1 protein-coding gene is annotated in these 1,005 nt (G+C 44.1%); it reads left to right on the top strand.

Annotated elements, in window-relative coordinates; genetic code table 11:
- Positions 1-23 precede the first annotated feature (23 nt).
- Positions 24-1,005: hypothetical protein (locus GY937_20210; GenBank protein ID MCP5059035.1), on the top strand; the 982-nt coding region annotated here is incomplete at its 3' end.

Consider the following 1,005-nt stretch of genomic DNA (forward strand, 5'->3'; position numbering starts at 1 on the left):
GTGGCCCAGATGAAATTAAATGTATGGAGCAGGCGCTGTTAGAGCGCGGAATGTCCGTGCAGGTAAAGGTATTTGCCAAGGACTGCTGTCATGCCTTGTTATACAGCGGTACCGAAGCAAACGAGCAGGTTTACCTTTACCTGCACGATGGTCATTATGACATCATAAAATCGCCATCCGGGTTTTTTAATACATCCTTTTACTGCAAACACTGTGATAAAGCGTATTCGAATAGATACAAACACCGCTGTAAATATGTATGCACCAAATGTGATGCCCGTGTACCTTGTGCCATTGATGAGAGAAAGCATTGTGCCATATGTAATTGCAATTTTAATTCTGTGGAATGTTATGACAGGCATTTGGCTGTGAATCAAGGCAGTAGTAGATGTATGCGTTTTAAATTGTGCAGAATGTGCGGAAAAGGTTATCCCACAAATCGTCAACACGTATGTGGAGCCGCAAAATGCCGCAACTGCGGCAAATTTTACAAAGAGACGCATTATTGTTTTATACAACCAATTGTGGATAAACCAAAGAAAAAACGGGTAGCACCAGGTGAGCAACTAGAGGGATCCGAAGGGGAAATGGACCCGGACGATTTGGAAGCAATGGTGATCGAGGCGGAGCGGTTGGATGGTGAGAAGCCGGTAACCGACGAAAAACCGCAGTGTTTTATTTTTTTTGATATCGAAGTTCAGCAAAACACCGAGCTGACAACCGACGCTAATGGTTCGGTATTTCTACATGTGCCGAATGCGGTGGTGGCCCAAAAATGTTGCGAATTTTGTGAAGATTTAGATATCGAGGTGGCTTGTGTATACTGTGGTAAAGATAGGTCGAAGATCTGGTATGGCGAGAATTGCCACAACGAATTTTGCGCTTGGTTATTTGGTGGCGATAATGAAAAATGTGTAGCGATGGCCCACAATGCTAAAGGGTACGATGCGCAGTTCCTTATGCAATACCTATTTTCGCAAGGAGTAGTGCCGAAAATCGTACCCA

Source organism: bacterium, assembly GCA_024228115.1.
Classification (GTDB): Bacteria; Myxococcota_A; UBA9160; order UBA9160; family UBA6930.